Genomic DNA, 15,004 nt, shown 5'->3' on the forward strand with positions numbered 1-15,004 from the left:
TTGGCTGCCAAGAAAAAACCTGCACCCAAGCGTGGCGCCAGCCGTTACCAAGCTCCTGCAAAGCAACCGATCCCGGGTTGGTTGTGGATGGCGATCGGCCTGACGGTCGGTGCCTTCCTTGTGTTTTTGATGAAGCTGGAACCGGGCAAGGGCAGCGACACGGTCAAGCGTGAGAAAGTCGAGCAACAGCAGAAAGCCAGCAAGATCGCCGAGGCCAACAAAACCCCGCCGAGCCCGACGCAACCGGTGAAGCCGAAGTACGACTTCTACACCTTGCTGCCGGAATCGGAAGTCATCGTGCCGCCGGATGCCGTGCCGGAAAAAACCCTGCCGACGCCACAAGTGCCGGCCATCCCGACCACGCCGGTCACCCCGGCCGAAGCGGCGAAGATCGACACGGCTCGCGCCCAGGCTGCATTGGCCGGGATCACGCCTCCGCCAGCGCCTCCGGTCAAGGCGGCGCCTGTGACGAAGTTTTTCCTGCAGGCTGGCTCGTTCCGCAAAGAGACTGATGCGGACAAGGTTCGGGCGCAGATCATTCTGCTGGGCCAGGCTGTCTCGGTTGAGTCCGGCACGGTTAAAGACGAAACCTGGTATCGGGTGCTGGTCGGACCGTTCAGCAACCGCGAACAACTGACTACGGCGCAGAAACAATTGGCAGGCGCAGGCTTCAGCAATTTGTTGTTACAACAACGCCAGAGCCGCTGATCCCTTCAGAACTACCGCGTCATCGTTCATCGCGAGCAAGCTCGCTCCCACAGGGTTTACGCTAACCCTGTGGGAGCGCACCACATATCTCCATTTGCAACACGCCGCCCGTCCCCTCTCCCTCCCTACAGTTGAAATCCACTCCGGCACCCCCATATGAATGGGCATAAGGCATTTTCGCCCCGCTGCGTGGAGACTCTTCCCTTGACCACCATCGTTTCAGTTCGCCGCCACGGCAAAGTCGTCATGGGCGGCGACGGCCAGGTTTCCCTTGGTAATACCGTGATGAAAGGCAACGCGAAAAAAGTTCGCCGCCTGTACCACGGCCAGGTCATCGCCGGTTTTGCCGGTGCCACCGCTGACGCCTTTACCCTCTTCGAACGCTTCGAAGGCCAACTTGAGAAACATCAAGGCCACCTGGTGCGCGCCGCCGTCGAACTCGCCAAAGAATGGCGCACCGACCGCTCCCTGAGCCGCCTCGAAGCCATGCTCGCGGTCGCCAACAAAGACGCCTCCCTGATCATCACCGGCAACGGCGATGTGGTTGAGCCTGAAGACGGTTTGATCGCCATGGGCTCCGGCGGCGCTTACGCTCAAGCGGCTGCCAGCGCACTGCTGAAAAAGACTGATCTGTCGGCCCGTGAGATCGTCGAAACCGCCCTCGGTATCGCCGGCGACATCTGTGTATTCACCAACCACACCCAGACCATTGAGGAGCAGGACTGCGCCGAGTAAGCCTGTTTCGGCCCCGTGCCACGGCTCATTCTTGCTTGAGGTCCTTTAAATATTATGTCCATGACTCCCCGTGAAATCGTCCACGAACTCAACCGCCACATCATCGGCCAGGACGATGCCAAGCGCGCCGTCGCCATTGCCCTGCGTAACCGCTGGCGTCGGATGCAGCTGCCGGAAGAGCTGCGTGTTGAAGTAACACCCAAGAACATCCTGATGATCGGCCCGACCGGTGTCGGTAAAACCGAGATCGCCCGTCGCCTGGCAAAACTGGCCAATGCGCCGTTCATCAAGGTCGAAGCGACCAAGTTCACCGAAGTCGGCTATGTCGGCCGCGACGTCGAATCGATCATTCGTGACCTGGCCGATGCCGCGATCAAGCTGCTGCGCGAGCAGGAAATCGTCAAGGTTCGCCACCGCGCCGAAGACGCCGCCGAAGAGCGCATCCTCGACGCCCTGCTGCCACCGGCACGCATGGGTTTCAGCAACGACGATGCCCCGACTGCCGACTCCAACACCCGCCAGCTGTTCCGCAAGCGCCTGCGCGAGGGTCAGCTGGATGACAAGGAGATCGAAATCGAGGTCGCCGAAATGGCCGGCGTCGATATCTCCGCGCCACCGGGCATGGAAGAAATGACCAACCAGTTGCAGAGCCTGTTCGCCAACATGGGCAAGGGCAAGCGCAAGAGCCGCAAACTCAAGGTCAAGGAAGCGCTCAAGCTGGTGCGCGACGAAGAGGCCAGCCGCCTGGTGAACGATGAAGAGTTGAAGGCCAAGGCCCTGGAAGCGGTCGAGCAGCACGGCATCGTGTTCATCGACGAAATCGACAAGGTCGCCAAGCGCGGTAATTCCGGTGGCGTCGATGTGTCCCGCGAAGGCGTGCAGCGCGACTTGCTGCCGCTGATCGAAGGCTGCACCGTCAACACCAAGCTGGGCATGGTCAAGACTGACCACATCCTGTTCATTGCTTCCGGCGCGTTCCACCTGAGCAAGCCGAGCGACCTGGTGCCCGAGCTGCAAGGCCGCCTGCCGATTCGTGTCGAACTCAAGGCCCTGAGCCCGGAAGACTTCGAACGCATCCTCAGCGAGCCCCACGCTTCGCTCACCGAGCAATATTGCGCCCTGCTGAAAACCGAAGGCCTGGCCATCGAGTTCCAGCCGAGCGGCATCAAGCGCATCGCGGAGATCGCCTGGCAGGTCAACGAGAAAACCGAAAACATCGGCGCCCGTCGCCTGCACACCTTGCTCGAGCGCCTGCTCGAAGAGGTGTCGTTCAGCGCCGGCGACCTGGCCAGCGCCCATGACGACAAGGTGATCCTGATCGACGCCGACTACGTCAACAGCCACCTGGGCGAATTGGCAGAGAACGAAGACCTGTCCCGTTATATCCTGTAAGCCATACTTACAGCGATAGAGATCCTGTGGGAGCGAGCTTGCTCGCGATGAGGCCATCTCATTCGACATAGATGTTGAATCTGATACCGCTATCGCGAGCAAGCTCGCTCCCACAAGGTTCTGCACAAGACGGACATCCGGCCATGATCCCCACCGACATCAAGCTGCACAAAGCCTCGAAAACCCTGTCGCTGAAATACGCGTCGGGCGAGGAATACACCCTGCCCGCCGAGTTCCTGCGCGTGCACTCTCCTTCCGCCGAGGTCCAGGGCCACGGCAAACCCATCCTGCAATTTGGCAAGATCAACGTAGGCCTGACCAAGGTAGAACCGGCCGGTCAGTACGCACTGAAACTGACCTTCGATGACGGTCACGACAGCGGTCTGTTCACCTGGGAATACCTCTACGAACTGGCGCGACGTTATGACGCACTTTGGGAAGACTATTTGGCCGAGCTGAAAGCCGCCGGAAAAACCCGCGATCCGAACGAATCCGTCGTCAAACTGATGCTCTAATCCGAGCCTCTTGCTCATTAGAGGGCATTTTCTAATTTCATCTGTTTGAATGCTCCGCTTCAGGGCCGCGGATTGGCCTGCTTGCGAAAAAAATTAAACTCGGGTAACCAATGGAATTGGCAAGTTCCCTGCAGTGCTCTCTGCATTAAAAAAGCAGCGATGCAGTATTAACGGTCACCCCGAGCAGTAGTACCTGGCATTGGCTGTGTGACTACACAGCAGGACCCGGTACTCGTCTCAGGACAATGGAGCGTCGTAGATGAGTAACAAGAATAACGATGACTTGAAGAGTCAAGCCTCGGAAAACACCTTGGGGCTGAATCCTGTCGTTGGGCTGCGTGGAAAGGATCTACTGGCTTCTGCTCGAATGGTGCTCAGGCAGGCCATCAGGCAACCCGTGCACAGCGCGAAGCATGTTGCGCATTTCGGCCTTGAACTCAAAAATGTGCTGTTCGGTAAATCCGAACTGCAACCGACCAGCGATGACCGTCGCTTCGCGGATCCGGCCTGGAGCCAGAACCCGCTCTACAAACGTTATCTGCAAACCTACCTGGCGTGGCGCAAGGAACTCCACGACTGGATCGACGACAGCAACCTGCCGGCCAAGGACGTCAGTCGCGGGCACTTCGTGATCAACCTCATGACCGAGGCCTTCGCCCCGACCAACACGGCGGCCAACCCGGCGGCGGTCAAGCGCTTCTTCGAAACCGGTGGTAAAAGCCTGCTCGATGGCCTCTCGCATCTGGCCAAGGACCTGGTGCACAACGGCGGCATGCCGAGTCAGGTCAACATGGGCGCATTCGAGGTCGGCAAGACCCTTGGCGTGACCGAGGGTGCGGTGGTCTTTCGCAACGACGTGCTGGAGTTGATCCAGTACAAGCCGATCACCGAGCAGGTGTATGAACGCCCACTGCTGGTGGTACCGCCGCAGATCAACAAGTTCTATGTCTTTGACCTGAGCCCGGAAAAAAGCCTGGCGCGGTTCTGCCTGCGCAACAACGTGCAGACCTTCATTGTCAGTTGGCGCAACCCGACCAAAGAGCAGCGCGAGTGGGGCCTGTCGACCTACATCGAAGCGCTCAAGGAAGCGGTCGATGTGGTCACCGCCATCACCGGCAGTAAAGACGTGAACATGCTCGGTGCCTGCTCCGGCGGCATCACCTGCACCGCGCTGCTGGGCCACTACGCGGCCATCGGCGAGAACAAGGTCAACGCCCTGACCCTGCTGGTCAGCGTGCTCGACACCACCCTGGACAGCGACGTGGCCCTGTTCGTCGACGAGCAAACCCTCGAAGCCGCAAAGCGCCAATCGTACCAGGCCGGCGTCCTCGAAGGCCGCGACATGGCCAAGGTCTTCGCCTGGATGCGTCCCAACGACCTGATCTGGAACTACTGGGTCAACAACTACCTGCTGGGCAACGAGCCGCCGGTATTCGACATTCTGTTCTGGAACAACGACACCACCCGGTTGCCCGCGGCGTTCCATGGTGACCTGATCGAAATGTTCAAAAGTAACCCGTTGACCCGCGCCGATGCACTGGAAGTGTGCGGCACGCCGATCGACCTGAAGAAGGTCACCGCCGACATCTTCTCGCTGGCCGGCACCACCGACCACATCACTCCGTGGCGCTCCTGCTACAAGTCGGCGCAACTGTTCGGCGGCAATGTTGAATTCGTGCTGTCCAGCAGCGGGCACATCCAGAGCATTCTGAACCCGCCGGGCAATCCGAAATCGCGCTACATGACCAGCACCGAAATGCCCGCCAATGCCGATGACTGGCAGGAAGAGTCGACCAAGCACGCCGACTCCTGGTGGCTGCACTGGCAGGCATGGCAGGCACAGCGTTCGGGCAACCTGAAAAAAGCTCCGCTGAAATTGGGCAACAAAGCCTATCCAGCGGGTGAAGCCGCACCGGGCACTTATGTACACGAGCGGTAACTGACACACCCCGCCCCTGTAGGAGCGAGCTTGCTCGCGATGGACGTTAACGATAACGCGTGCTGCTTGGATAACGCGTTGCCCTCACGTTTTTCGCGAGCAAGCTCGCTCCTACAGGGGATCAGGGAAGAATTCAAGAGAGCGACCCACAGGGCCAGAAGCATGCCGCAACCCTTCATATTCCGTACCGTCGATCTGGATGGCCAGACGCTCCGCACGGCGGTACGCCCCGGCAAGCCTCACTTGACGCCCCTGCTGATTTTCAACGGCATCGGCGCCAACCTGGAGCTGGTGTTCCCGTTCATCGCGGCGCTGGACCCGGACCTGGAAGTCATCGCCTTCGACGTACCCGGCGTCGGCGGTTCGTCGACACCGAACCGGCCGTATCGTTTCCCGGGGCTGGCGAAACTCACGGCACGCATGCTCGACTATCTCGACTATGGGCAGGTCAACGTCATCGGCGTGTCCTGGGGTGGCGCCCTGGCCCAACAGTTCGCCTACGACTATCCGGAGCGCTGCAAGAAACTCGTGCTGGCGGCGACGGCGGCGGGTGCGGTGATGGTGCCGGGCAAGCCGAAAGTGCTGTGGATGATGGCCAGCCCTCGGCGTTACATCCAGCCATCCCACGTGATCCGTATTGCACCGATGATCTACGGCGGCGCTTTCCGTCGCGACCCGACACTGGCCGCGAGCCATGCGGCCAAGGTGCGTTCGGCGGGCAAGCTCGGTTACTACTGGCAGCTGTTCGCCGGCCTCGGCTGGACCAGCATCCACTGGCTGCACAAGATCCGCCAGCCGACCCTGGTACTGGCCGGCGACGATGACCCACTGATCCCGTTGGTCAACATGCGCTTGCTGGCCTGGCGGATTCCCAACGCCCAGTTGCACATCATCGATGACGGGCATCTGTTCCTGATTACCCGGGCCGAAGCGGTGGCCCCGATCATCATGAAATTCCTGGAAGAGGAGCGCCAGCGCGCGGTAATGCACCCGCGTCCGGCGCCATTGGGCAGCTAAACCGCTGCATCAGCGGTCGGCAGGATGCCACGCCGCGCAACAATCCGTTACAGCGTCTATGGTGTTCTGGTTCGGTGTATTTGTTTTTGGCCTGAAGACGAAGGAGTGTTGACTCATGCGCGAGAAACCAGCGAGGGATTCCCTACCGACTCCCGCCGCGTTCATCAATGCACAGAGTGCGATTACCGGCCTGCGCGGTCGGGATCTGTTGTCGACCCTGCGCAGTGTGGCCGCCCATGGCTTGCGCAATCCGGTACACAGCGCCCGACATGCCCTCAAACTCGGCGGTCAGCTTGGCCGTGTGCTGCTGGGCGAAACCCTGCACCCGACCAACCCGCAGGACGCTCGCTTCGCCGATCCGGCGTGGAGCCTCAACCCGTTTTATCGCCGCAGCCTGCAGGCCTATCTGAGCTGGCAGAAACAGGTCAAAAGCTGGATCGACGAGAGCAACATGAGCCCGGACGACCGCGCCCGCGCCCACTTCGCTTTCGCCCTGCTCAACGATGCCGTATCGCCCTCCAACACCCTGCTCAATCCACTGGCGGTCAAGGAGCTCTTCAATTCCGGCGGTAACAGCCTGGTGCGTGGCATCAGCCATTTGGTGGACGATCTGCTGCACAACGACGGCCTGCCCCGACAGGTCACCAAGCAAGCGTTCGAGGTCGGCAAGACGGTCGCCACCACCACCGGTGCCGTAGTGTTTCGCAACGAACTGCTGGAGTTGATCCAGTACAAGCCGATGAGCGAAAAACAGTACTCCAAGCCCCTGCTGGTGGTGCCGCCGCAAATCAACAAGTACTACATTTTCGATCTGAGCCCCCACAACAGTTTCGTCCAGTACGCTCTCAAAAACGGCCTGCAAACCTTCATGATCAGCTGGCGCAACCCGGATGTGCGTCACCGCGAATGGGGGCTCTCGACCTACGTGGAAGCCGTGGAAGAGGCCATGAATGTCTGCCGGGCGATCACTGGCGCACGCGAGGTCAACCTGATGGGCGCCTGCGCCGGCGGGCTGACCATTGCCGCGTTGCAAGGCCACTTGCAGGCCAAACGGCAGCTGCGCAGGGTGTCCAGCGCGACGTATCTGGTGAGCCTGCTCGACAGCCAGCTGGACAGCCCCGCTTCGCTGTTCGCCGACGAACAGACTCTGGAGTCTGCCAAGCGCCGCTCCTATCAGAAAGGTGTGCTGGACGGCCGCGACATGGCCAAGGTCTTCGCCTGGATGCGCCCCAACGATTTGATCTGGAGCTACTTCGTCAACAACTACCTGTTGGGCAAGGAGCCACCGGCGTTCGACATCCTCTACTGGAACAACGACAACACGCGCCTGCCGGCGGCCCTGCATGGCGACCTGCTGGACTTCTTCAAGCACAACCCGCTGACCCACCCGGGCGGGCTGGAAGTGTGTGGTACGCCAATCGATTTGCAGAAGGTTACCGTCGACAGCTTCAGCGTCGCCGGCATCAACGATCACATCACGCCTTGGGATGCGGTGTATCGCTCTACGCTGCTGCTCGGTGGTGAGCGGCGCTTCGTGCTGTCCAACAGCGGACATGTACAGAGCATCCTCAACCCGCCGAGCAATCCGAAAGCCAACTACGTCGAGAACGGCAAACTGAGCAGCGACCCCCGTGCCTGGTACTACGACGCCAAGCATGTCGACGGCAGTTGGTGGACCCAATGGCTGAGCTGGATTCAGGAACGCTCCGGCGCGCAGAAGGATACCCACATGGCGCTTGGCAACCAGAACTACCCACCGATGGAGGCAGCACCCGGTACTTACGTGCGCGTGCGCTGACGTTCAACGCGCCACGGCCTCTACCGGCCGTGGCAAGACCCGATCATTAAGAAGACTGGATGAAAMCCCGCGACCGGATCCTCGAATGTGCCCTGCAGTTGTTCAATCAAAAGGGCGAACCGAATGTCTCCACCATGGAAGTTGCCAATGAAATGGGCATCAGCCCGGGCAACCTCTACTACCACTTCCACGGCAAGGAACCGCTGATTCTCGGGCTGTTCGAGCGCTTTCAGGGCGAACTGGCGCCCTTGCTCGATCCACCGGCCGATGCTGAACTGGCACCCGAAGAATACTGGCTGTTCCTGCACCTGATCGTCGAACGCCTGTCCCACTACCGGTTCCTGTTCCAAGACCTGTCGAACCTCGCCGGGCGCCTGCCGAAACTGGCCAAGGGCATTCGCAACCTGCTCAATGCACTCAAGCGCACACTGGCGTCGTTGCTGGCGCGATTGCAAGCGCAAGGGCTGCTGGTCAGCGATACCCAGGCACTGGGGCAATTGGTGGAGCAGATCACCCTGACACTGCTGTTCTCGCTGGATTACCAGCGGATTCTTGATCGTCAGGGCGAGGTGCGATTGGTGGTTTACCAGATCATGATGCTGGTGGCGCCGCACCTGCTGCCGTCGATGAAGGCTGCGACCGAACAGATGGCGATGGAGTACCTGGAAGACCACGAGTAAACCCGACACCCCCAAACCCTGTGGGAGCGAGCTTGCTCGCGATGGCGTCTGTTCAGCCAACATGGATGTCGACTGATACACCGCTATCGCGAGCAAGCTCGCTCCCACAGTGGGCTTGTGTCGCTCAGAGATTCGTGCACAAACAAAAACGCCCGACCTTCACAGGCCGGGCGTTTTCTTGAGCCCTGAAAATCAGGACTGACTGGTTGGCGTCGATGGAGCTGGCGCGGCAGTCGGGGTGACAGCAGGGGTTGGCGCGGTCGCGGAGTTCGATGCGCTGACCGGAGCTGCCGGCGTTGCCGGTTTGGCAGCTGCCTCTGCTGGTTTTGGCGCGGCGGCTTTTGGAGCTGCCGGCTTTTTCACTGCAGGCTTTCTCGCCGCAGCGGGTTTGGCTGCTGGCTTGGCGGCAGCTGGTTTTGCAGCAGCCGTTTTAGCCGCAGGCTTGGCAGCTGGTTTGGCGGCGGCTTTCGCAGCAACCGGTTTGGCTGCTGGCTTCGCCGTTGCAGGTTTTGCAGCAGCGGTTTTAGCAGCAGGCTTGGCCGCCGCTTTTGCCAGTGGCTTGGCTGCGGTTTTGGCGGCCGGCTTGGCAGCAGGTTTGGCCGCCGCGGTTTTCGCCGCAACAGGCGCAACCTTGGCACCGGTCAGTTTTTCGATTTGCTTGGTCAGAGTTTCGACCTTGCTGTGCAGTGCTTTGACTTCGTTGCGGCTCGGTACGCCCAGACGCGAAATGGCGCTGTTCAGACGCTTGTCGAAAGCGCCTTCCAGCTCATCCCACTTGCCCAGTGCGCGATCTTTCACACCGCTGATGCGCGACTTGGCCGAAGAAGCGGAGTCCTTGGCGGCGTCGACAGTCTTGCCAACAGCGCTCTTGGTGAGCTTCTCGGCTTTCTCGCCGTCCTTAACCAATGCATCGAAGAGTTTGCTGCCGTCAGTGTCGATCTTCGAGTACACGCCTAAACCAGCCAGCCAGATTTTTCGGGAGTAATCTTCAACCTTCCCGATCCACGAGCTGCCTTCTTTTTCGGTTTTCTTTTTAACAGCCATCCCGTTCTCCTTAAGATTTACGCGCGACACGTTCGAGCAATGCCGTCAGCTCATCGAGCTTAGCAGAGAGTGTCTCAACGTCATGTTTAGACGGAATACCGATACGATTCAAGGCACTTGCGACACGCGTGTCGAACGCCTTCTCGACCTTGTCGAGTTGGACTTCGACGCGGCCTTTGAAAGTGCTGACTTCACTCTTGGCTTCATCGATCTCGGCATTAGCCGCTTCAAGCTTCTCAGCGACTACCTTTTTGCCTTTCTTTTCAACAACCTGACCAGCCTTGATCAGTTCTTGAAAGTACTCGCTGCCCTCTTGACCGACCTTGGCGTAGGCACCCAGGCCTGCCAGCCAGATCTTGCGGGCATAGGATTTGACGTCGCTCAGCGTGCCGGTCGACGGGTCGGTTTTTTTCTTCAAAATAACTTTGGCCATGGTGCACCTCACGCGCAAAAGGTTTGAGGAACTGCCCGGGTAAGTGTCGGGCTCTGGCACAAAGTAGGGAGAAAAATTAGAAACGGCACCCTAACAACTGACATAAATCGGTGGTGCCTTCAGGAAAAGATCGCAGCCTTCGGCAGCTCCTACAGACTTATGCCGTACCAATGTAGGAGCTGCCGAAGGCTGCGATCTTTTTCGTGTTACGCCAACGCTTTATCCAGCGCCTTTTCGATTTCCGCTTTGATCATGCCGCTCATGGCCGACATCATCAGGCCCAGCTCCACGTCGACCTTGATCGAATCTTCACTGACATGCACCGCGCCCTTCACACCCGAGCGCGTGAGGTTCAGGGTGTCGCCGGACCACTGCGGCTCCAGGCCATACTGATCGGAAAGTTTCTGCGCCAGCTTGTCGGCCTTCTCGCGAGCCGCTTCCTTACCCAGGCCATGGGCACGTTCAACACTAATACGGGCCATCAAATGACTCCTGCTTTATGGATGCTTTCCCGAGGCATCTTGACCTCTGCTGCGTCAAAACGTCCCGATGGTTGCCCATCTTACCTTCAGCCTTGCCAAGACAAAGCATGCCTTGGGGATTAGAATGTCGCGCATTCTCTTTTGGTGACAGCGATATGACTGATCAGCGCAAAGGCAGCGATGCCGAACCCACCACTCACTTCGGCTTCAAAAACGTTCCGGAAAGCCAGAAAGCGGAAAAAGTCGCTGAGGTTTTCCACTCCGTAGCCGCCAAGTACGACCTGATGAACGACCTTCTGTCGGGCGGCATGCACCGTCTGTGGAAGCGTTTCGCGATCGAACTGTCGGGCGTGCGCACCGGCAACCGCGTGCTGGACATCGCCGGCGGTACCGGCGACCTGACCCGCAAGTTCTCACATCTGGTAGGCCCGACCGGCCAGGTGGTGCTCGCCGACATCAACGAATCCATGCTCAAGGTCGGTCGTGACCGCCTGCTGGACCTCGGTGTGGCCGGCAACGTCGAATTCGTCCAGGCCGATGCGGAAAAACTGCCGTTCCCGGATAACCATTTCGACTGCGTGACCATCGCCTTCGGCCTGCGCAACGTGACCCACAAGGAAGATGCCCTGCGCTCGATGCTGCGCGTGCTCAAGCCTGGCGGCCGTTTGCTGGTGCTGGAATTCTCCAAGCCGACCAACGCGCTGATGTCCAAGGCCTACGACGCCTACTCGTTCGCCTTCATGCCGCTGATGGGCAAGCTGATCACCAACGACTCGGAGAGCTATCGCTACCTGGCCGAATCGATCCGCATGCACCCGAACCAGGAAACCCTGAAGTCGATGATGGTCGAGGCCGGTTTCGACCGCGTGACCTATCACAACATGACCGCAGGCATCGTTGCCCTGCACCGCGGCATCAAGCCCTGATGCTGCTCGCCGGCCTGCTCGCCAGCGTTGAACTCGGCCTGAACCGGGTGCTGCGTCTCGACAGCACGGCGCTGCCGCGGCTGGCGCATTTGACCGGCAAAGTGATTGCCGTCGATTGCCGCAGCCCGGCGCTGCAACTGTTCATCCTGCCCAGCGACGAAGGCCTGATGCTCGCCTCCCAGTGGGAAACCGGCGCCGACTGCACCCTGCGTGCACCGGCTTCGAGCCTGTTGAAGCTGACCATGAGCAAGGACAAGACCTCGATCCTGCACAGCCCTGAAGTCGAACTCGACGGCGACAGCGGCGTGCTGCTGGAACTCGCGGCGATCCTTCAGGACCTGGAGCTGGACTGGGAGTACGAACTCTCCCGCTGGCTCGGCCCCGTGGCCACGCAACTGCTCGGCGGTCACCTGCGCAGTCGCGCCCGCTGGTATCAGCAAGGCTTTGCCGGCCTGGGCCAGAACCTGGGCGAATACCTGGCCGAAGAATCGCGGACCCTCGTCGGTCAGCGCGAAGCCGAAGCCCGATTCAGCGAACTGGACCAGATCAAGCTCGATCTGGAACGTCTCGAGGCGCGTTTCGAGCGCCTTTCCCGATCCCTCGACCCAAGCGATAACGCATGAAGCTGCTTGCCGTCCGCCGTTTGTTGCGCATCCAGCGCGTCGTGATCCGCTACCGCCTCGATGATCTGCTGTTCGCCCTGCCGCTGCCCTGGTTTCTGCGGGCGTTGCGTTATGTCTTGCCGTGGCGCTGGTTCCCGCGCAAGACCCTGGACCTGAGCCGTGGCGCGCGCCTGCGCCTGGCGTTGCAGGACCTGGGGCCGATCTTCATCAAGTTCGGGCAGATCCTGTCCACCCGTCGCGACCTGCTGCCAGAAGACATCGCCGATGAGCTGATGAAGCTGCAGGACCGCGTGCCGCCGTTCGACTCGCAAGTGTCGGTCAAGCTGATCGAAGAACAGCTGGGCAAGAAAATCAGCGACGTGTTCAGCCGTTTCGACGTCGAACCGCTGGCCTCGGCCTCGGTAGCGCAGGTGCATGCCGCGCAACTGAAAACCGGCGAAGAAGTAGTGGTCAAGGTGATCCGCCCCGGCCTCAAACCGGTGATCGCCCAGGACCTGGCGTGGCTGTTCATCCTCGCTCGCGCCGCCGAAAAACTCTCGGCCGATGCGCGCCTGCTGCACCCGGTGGACGTGGTCAGCGATTACGAAAAAACCATCTACGACGAACTCGACCTGCTGCGCGAGGCGGCCAACGCCAGCCAGTTGAAGCGCAACTTCGACGGCTCGCCGTTGCTGTACGTGCCGCAAGTCTATTGGGACTGGTGCCGGCCGAAAGTGCTGGTGATGGAACGCATCTACGGCATTCAGGTCACCGATCTGGCGACCCTGGCCGACCAGCGCACCGACATGAAAATGCTCGCCGAACGCGGCGTGGAGATTTTCTTCACCCAGGTGTTCCGCGACAGCTTCTTCCACGCCGACATGCACCCGGGCAACATCTTCGTCAGTACCGTGAACCCGTGGAGCCCGCAGTACATCGCCATCGACTGCGGTATCGTCGGCAGCCTGACCCCGGAAGACCAGGATTACCTGGCGCGCAACCTGTTCGCCTTCTTCAAGCGCGATTACCGTCGCGTGGCGCAGTTGCACATCGATTCGGGCTGGGTGCCGGCGGAAACCAAACTCAACGAATTCGAAGCAGCGATCCGTACCGTGTGCGAGCCGATCTTCGAAAAACCGCTGAAGGATATTTCCTTCGGTCAGGTGCTGATGCGCCTGTTCCAGACCGCGCGCCGCTTCAACATGGAAGTGCAGCCACAGTTGGTCCTGCTGCAAAAAACCTTGTTGAACATCGAAGGCCTGGGCCGCCAGCTGTACCCGGACCTCGACCTGTGGAACACCGCGCAGCCGTTCCTCGAACGCTGGATGCGCGAACGGGTCAGCCCCAAAGCCCTGCTAGGCAACGTGCACAGCCAGTTCGAACAGATCCCGCACCTGGCCAACATGGCCCGCGACCTGCTCGAACGCATGTCCCAGCCCCACGCCTACGACCCGCCGCCAGCGTGGCATCGACGCCGTGACGACTGGTTCCTGCGCCTGCTCGGCACAGCTCACCTGGCCGGGGGCGCGATCCTTGCCGCTGGCGGCCCGCTGAACCAGTTGGCTTACTGGCCGGCCGGCATCATGATGGCGGTCGGTTTGTATCTGGTCGTGCGCCGATAGCCAGTTGTGTGAACGACTGGCACACTGTTTCAACGCCTGAGCTCGGCTATTGAAGTGTCGAGCCCGCTGTCGGAGTCGAAGATGAAAAACTGGCTGGACGAGATCAAGTGGGACGCTGACGGCCTGGTGCCGGCCATCGCCCAGGATCACAAGACCGGGCGCGTCCTGATGATGGCCTGGATGAACCGCGAAGCACTGGAACTGACCGCTGCCGAGAACCGTGCCATTTACTGGTCACGCTCCCGTGGCAAGCTGTGGCGCAAGGGCGAAGAGTCCGGCCATGTGCAAACCCTGCACGAGATGCGCCTGGACTGCGACGCCGACGTCATCATCCTGATGGTCGAGCAGATCGGCGACATCGCCTGTCATACCGGCCGCCAGAGCTGCTTCTACCGCGTCTATGAGAACGGCGACTGGACAACCGTCGACCCGGTTCTGAAAGATCCGCACGCCATCTATTGCGCAGGGCACAAACATGAGTGACACACTGACCCGTCTGGCCGAAGTGCTGGAGCAGCGCAAAGGCGCCGCCGCCGACAGCTCGTATGTCGCCAGCCTGTATCACAAGGGCTTGAACAAGATTCTGGAAAAAGTCGGCGAAGAGTCGGTCGAAACCATCATTGCCGCCAAAGATGCCGCCGTCAGCGGCGACTGCAGCGATGTGATCTACGAAACCGCCGATTTGTGGTTCCACAGCATGGTCATGCTCGCCCAATTGGGGCAGCATCCACAGGCTGTACTCGATGAACTGGACCGTCGTTTCGGTCTCTCCGGACACGCCGAGAAAGCCTCGCGCCCGTCCGCCTGAATAACTATTAGAGAGGAGCAGCAGCATGGGCATTTTTGACTGGAAACACTGGATCGTCATCCTGGTTGTCGTGGTACTGGTGTTCGGCACCAAGAAACTGAAGAACCTCGGCACTGACGTCGGCGAATCGATCAAGGGCTTCAAGAAAGCCATGAACGACGACGAAAAACCGGCCGACCCGACTGCGACCCCGGCCCAACCGGTTCCGCCTGTTCAGCCGCAGGCCTCGGTGAACCAGCCGCACACCATCGACGTGCAGGCCCAGAAAGTCGAAGAGCCGATCCGCAAAGACGTGTGAGCACT

17 protein-coding genes are annotated in these 15,004 nt (G+C 60.2%); 14 read left to right on the plus strand and 3 right to left on the minus strand.

The features are described 5' to 3' along the window. From AC1D1M_RS09855 to AC1D1M_RS09890, 8 genes are all read left to right on the plus strand, one after another. The gene (locus tag AC1D1M_RS09855; RefSeq protein WP_477775494.1) at window positions 1-708 is read left to right on the plus strand and encodes an SPOR domain-containing protein; all 708 of its coding nucleotides are present in this window, start codon (window positions 1-3) and stop codon (window positions 706-708) included. A 204-nt stretch (window positions 709-912) separates the two neighbouring features. Then, a complete protein-coding gene (gene hslV / locus AC1D1M_RS09860; protein ID WP_007975582.1) occupies window positions 913-1,443 on the plus strand; it encodes an ATP-dependent protease subunit HslV in 531 nt (176 codons plus the stop codon). Window positions 1,444-1,497: 54 nt separating this feature from the next. After that, window positions 1,498-2,835 carry an ATP-dependent protease ATPase subunit HslU gene (hslU, locus tag AC1D1M_RS09865; RefSeq protein WP_477775495.1) on the plus strand — a complete coding sequence of 446 codons (1,338 nt, stop codon included), beginning with the start codon at window positions 1,498-1,500 and terminating at the stop codon, window positions 2,833-2,835. Window positions 2,836-2,978: 143 nt separating this feature from the next. After that, complete coding sequence (locus AC1D1M_RS09870) at window positions 2,979-3,350, plus strand: gamma-butyrobetaine hydroxylase family protein (RefSeq protein WP_108230757.1); 372 nt, start codon at window positions 2,979-2,981, stop codon at window positions 3,348-3,350. Between the two features lie 259 nt (window positions 3,351-3,609). Further along, window positions 3,610-5,289 carry a class II poly(R)-hydroxyalkanoic acid synthase gene (phaC, locus tag AC1D1M_RS09875; RefSeq protein WP_477775496.1) on the plus strand — a complete coding sequence of 560 codons (1,680 nt, stop codon included), beginning with the start codon at window positions 3,610-3,612 and terminating at the stop codon, window positions 5,287-5,289. A gap of 162 nt (window positions 5,290-5,451) precedes the next feature. Continuing rightward, window positions 5,452-6,306, plus strand: a complete 855-nt coding sequence (gene phaZ, locus AC1D1M_RS09880) for a poly(3-hydroxyalkanoate) depolymerase (protein WP_007975576.1) — start codon at window positions 5,452-5,454, stop codon at window positions 6,304-6,306. Between the two features lie 115 nt (window positions 6,307-6,421). After that, on the plus strand, window positions 6,422-8,104 hold the full coding sequence (gene phaC, locus AC1D1M_RS09885; RefSeq protein WP_477775497.1) for a class II poly(R)-hydroxyalkanoic acid synthase: 1,683 nt from the start codon (window positions 6,422-6,424) through the stop codon (window positions 8,102-8,104). A gap of 59 nt (window positions 8,105-8,163) precedes the next feature. Further along, window positions 8,164-8,784, plus strand: a complete 621-nt coding sequence (locus AC1D1M_RS09890) for a TetR/AcrR family transcriptional regulator (protein WP_477775498.1) — start codon at window positions 8,164-8,166, stop codon at window positions 8,782-8,784. A 192-nt stretch (window positions 8,785-8,976) separates the two neighbouring features. On the opposite strand, the gene AC1D1M_RS09895 is transcribed toward AC1D1M_RS09890, so the two are convergent. From AC1D1M_RS09895 to AC1D1M_RS09905, 3 genes are all read right to left on the minus strand, one after another. After that, window positions 8,977-9,828, minus strand: a complete 852-nt coding sequence (locus AC1D1M_RS09895; protein WP_477775499.1) for a phasin family protein — start codon at window positions 9,826-9,828, stop codon at window positions 8,977-8,979. A 10-nt stretch (window positions 9,829-9,838) separates the two neighbouring features. Next, a complete protein-coding gene (locus AC1D1M_RS09900) occupies window positions 9,839-10,261 on the minus strand; it encodes a phasin family protein (protein WP_477775500.1) in 423 nt (140 codons plus the stop codon). A 206-nt stretch (window positions 10,262-10,467) separates the two neighbouring features. Further along, complete coding sequence (locus AC1D1M_RS09905; protein ID WP_477775501.1) at window positions 10,468-10,743, minus strand: polyhydroxyalkanoic acid system family protein; 276 nt, start codon at window positions 10,741-10,743, stop codon at window positions 10,468-10,470. A gap of 155 nt (window positions 10,744-10,898) precedes the next feature. On the opposite strand from AC1D1M_RS09905, the gene ubiE reads away from it, so the two are divergent. From ubiE to AC1D1M_RS09935, 6 genes are all read left to right on the plus strand, one after another. Next, window positions 10,899-11,669 carry a bifunctional demethylmenaquinone methyltransferase/2-methoxy-6-polyprenyl-1,4-benzoquinol methylase UbiE gene (gene ubiE / locus AC1D1M_RS09910; RefSeq protein WP_007989286.1) on the plus strand — a complete coding sequence of 257 codons (771 nt, stop codon included), beginning with the start codon at window positions 10,899-10,901 and terminating at the stop codon, window positions 11,667-11,669. Continuing rightward, window positions 11,669-12,292, plus strand: a complete 624-nt coding sequence (locus tag AC1D1M_RS09915) for a ubiquinone biosynthesis accessory factor UbiJ (RefSeq protein WP_477775502.1) — start codon at window positions 11,669-11,671, stop codon at window positions 12,290-12,292. The genes ubiE and AC1D1M_RS09915 overlap by 1 nt, the downstream gene beginning before the upstream one ends. Further along, window positions 12,289-13,893 carry a ubiquinone biosynthesis regulatory protein kinase UbiB gene (ubiB, locus tag AC1D1M_RS09920; protein ID WP_477775503.1) on the plus strand — a complete coding sequence of 535 codons (1,605 nt, stop codon included), beginning with the start codon at window positions 12,289-12,291 and terminating at the stop codon, window positions 13,891-13,893. Before AC1D1M_RS09915 ends, ubiB begins: the two co-directional genes overlap by 4 nt. Window positions 13,894-13,974: 81 nt before the next feature. Further along, window positions 13,975-14,376 carry a phosphoribosyl-AMP cyclohydrolase gene (gene hisI / locus AC1D1M_RS09925; RefSeq protein WP_007975565.1) on the plus strand — a complete coding sequence of 134 codons (402 nt, stop codon included), beginning with the start codon at window positions 13,975-13,977 and terminating at the stop codon, window positions 14,374-14,376. Next, complete coding sequence (locus AC1D1M_RS09930) at window positions 14,369-14,701, plus strand: phosphoribosyl-ATP diphosphatase (protein ID WP_085717300.1); 333 nt, start codon at window positions 14,369-14,371, stop codon at window positions 14,699-14,701. Before hisI ends, AC1D1M_RS09930 begins: the two co-directional genes overlap by 8 nt. A gap of 25 nt (window positions 14,702-14,726) precedes the next feature. After that, complete coding sequence (locus tag AC1D1M_RS09935; protein WP_218439040.1) at window positions 14,727-14,999, plus strand: twin-arginine translocase TatA/TatE family subunit; 273 nt, start codon at window positions 14,727-14,729, stop codon at window positions 14,997-14,999. Window positions 15,000-15,004 lie beyond the last annotated feature (5 nt).

The sequence above is a fragment of the Pseudomonas sp. P1_F7 genome, assembly GCF_056405655.1.

Excerpts from the sequence above, each read along its gene's own strand:
- hslU (WP_477775495.1), top strand. The coding sequence starts at position 1,498 with ATGTCCATGACTCCCCGTGAAATCGTCCACGAACTCAACCGCCACATC.
- AC1D1M_RS09870 (WP_108230757.1), top strand. The coding sequence starts at position 2,979 with ATGATCCCCACCGACATCAAGCTGCACAAAGCCTCGAAAACCCTGTCG.
- phaC (WP_477775496.1), top strand. The coding sequence starts at position 3,610 with ATGAGTAACAAGAATAACGATGACTTGAAGAGTCAAGCCTCGGAAAAC.
- phaZ (WP_007975576.1), top strand. The coding sequence starts at position 5,452 with ATGCCGCAACCCTTCATATTCCGTACCGTCGATCTGGATGGCCAGACG.
- phaC (WP_477775497.1), top strand. The coding sequence starts at position 6,422 with ATGCGCGAGAAACCAGCGAGGGATTCCCTACCGACTCCCGCCGCGTTC.
- AC1D1M_RS09895 (WP_477775499.1), bottom strand. The coding sequence starts at position 9,828 with ATGGCTGTTAAAAAGAAAACCGAAAAAGAAGGCAGCTCGTGGATCGGG.
- AC1D1M_RS09900 (WP_477775500.1), bottom strand. The coding sequence starts at position 10,261 with ATGGCCAAAGTTATTTTGAAGAAAAAAACCGACCCGTCGACCGGCACG.
- AC1D1M_RS09905 (WP_477775501.1), bottom strand. The coding sequence starts at position 10,743 with ATGGCCCGTATTAGTGTTGAACGTGCCCATGGCCTGGGTAAGGAAGCG.
- ubiE (WP_007989286.1), top strand. The coding sequence starts at position 10,899 with ATGACTGATCAGCGCAAAGGCAGCGATGCCGAACCCACCACTCACTTC.
- AC1D1M_RS09915 (WP_477775502.1), top strand. The coding sequence starts at position 11,669 with ATGCTGCTCGCCGGCCTGCTCGCCAGCGTTGAACTCGGCCTGAACCGG.
- ubiB (WP_477775503.1), top strand. The coding sequence starts at position 12,289 with ATGAAGCTGCTTGCCGTCCGCCGTTTGTTGCGCATCCAGCGCGTCGTG.
- hisI (WP_007975565.1), top strand. The coding sequence starts at position 13,975 with ATGAAAAACTGGCTGGACGAGATCAAGTGGGACGCTGACGGCCTGGTG.
- AC1D1M_RS09930 (WP_085717300.1), top strand. The coding sequence starts at position 14,369 with ATGAGTGACACACTGACCCGTCTGGCCGAAGTGCTGGAGCAGCGCAAA.
- AC1D1M_RS09935 (WP_218439040.1), top strand. The coding sequence starts at position 14,727 with ATGGGCATTTTTGACTGGAAACACTGGATCGTCATCCTGGTTGTCGTG.